The sequence below is a fragment of the Sedimenticola hydrogenitrophicus genome, from assembly GCF_029017505.1.
Classification (GTDB): Bacteria; Pseudomonadota; Gammaproteobacteria; order Chromatiales; family Chromatiaceae; genus Sedimenticola; species Sedimenticola hydrogenitrophicus_A.
Genome location: NZ_JAQGEI010000102.1, coordinates 1 through 1,097, shown reverse-complemented (window position 1 = coordinate 1,097; position 1,097 = coordinate 1). Strand labels below are relative to the sequence as shown.

The 1,097-nt window shown below is 59.7% G+C and carries 2 protein-coding genes; both read right to left on the bottom strand.

What is annotated here, in order from left to right; genetic code table 11:
- Positions 1–103 precede the first annotated feature (103 nt).
- Positions 104–307, bottom strand: coding sequence for a hypothetical protein (locus tag O9K64_RS23435; RefSeq protein WP_275100539.1), 204 nt, complete (start codon positions 305–307; stop codon positions 104–106).
- Positions 308–309: 2 nt separating this feature from the next.
- Positions 310–1,097, bottom strand: a 788-nt coding sequence (gene istB / locus O9K64_RS23430; protein WP_275100538.1) for an IS21-like element helper ATPase IstB, incomplete at its 5' end; no start/stop codon positions are given.

The window sequence follows — 1,097 nt, the reverse complement described above, 5'->3', positions numbered from 1 at the left end:
TGTTGTTGCCGGAGTAAAACCGCGACTATTTGCCGCGACCTGTTTCCGCCTCTAGGCATGGTGGCTCACTGACACCATCGTTCGCGCACGTTAGCCGTCCTGGCTAGAACTCGATGTCGTCGTCGAACTCAAGCTTGGCCTGTAGTTCGTCAACGTCCTGAGAGACGGAAGCTTCCTGCAGGAGACTGATGATCTGGTCACCGTAGGTATCCCAGAGCTGATCTCGCAATCGATCCAGGAACTCGATGATGGTCTGAGCTTCGGCGGATGACCAGTGAGTGTATAAGCGGGTCACTTTCATCGACATGGTCATTGATCTCCTGCCGGAGATTTGTCCGTCGCCTTCGTGGGAACGGCCCGTCGGGGTTTGGGCGATTTCTTCTTCCTGGCGGCACGCTCCTTCGCCTCTTTCATGCGATACGACCCACCCTCGATGACGAGGATTTCTGAGTGATGCACCAGTCGGTCGACAATGGACACGACGCAGGCGGCGTTCGGGAACACCTCGCTCCATTCGGCAAACGGTCGATTCGTGGTCACGATCGTGGGTTTGAGTTCGTAACGGCGGTTGATGATGTTGAACAACAGATCGGCGTGGCGATTGCCGTAGGAGAGATAACCGATCTCGTCGATCACCAGGACGTCCGGGTGGGCATAGTGTTTCAGCCGACGCCGCAGTGCGTTGTCACCATCCTGCGCCGCCAGGTCGCCCAGCATCTGGGCGGCGTTGACGAACAACGCGCTATGTCCTTGCAGGACGGCGTGGTGGGCGATGTTCTGTGCGATCATGGATTTGCCGACGCCGTTCGGTCCGACCAGGATGAGGTTGGCGGTCTGCTGGATAAAGCCCAGGGTCATGAACCCGGATACAGCGGCCTGGTCGCACTGTGTCGGCCAACCCCAATCGAAGTCGGCCAGCGGCTTGAAGCGGCCGATGTGCGCCGCACTGAGGCGCCGTTCAAGTCCGCGACGCTTGCGCTCGATCTCTTCCCATTCAATGAGGCTGCGCACCCAGGGCCATTCGGCCTCGGGTGTCTCATCCCAGTGGGCCAGCAGGCCGTGCAGTTTCAGCGCGGCAGCGCGTTGCCTGAGGTCGC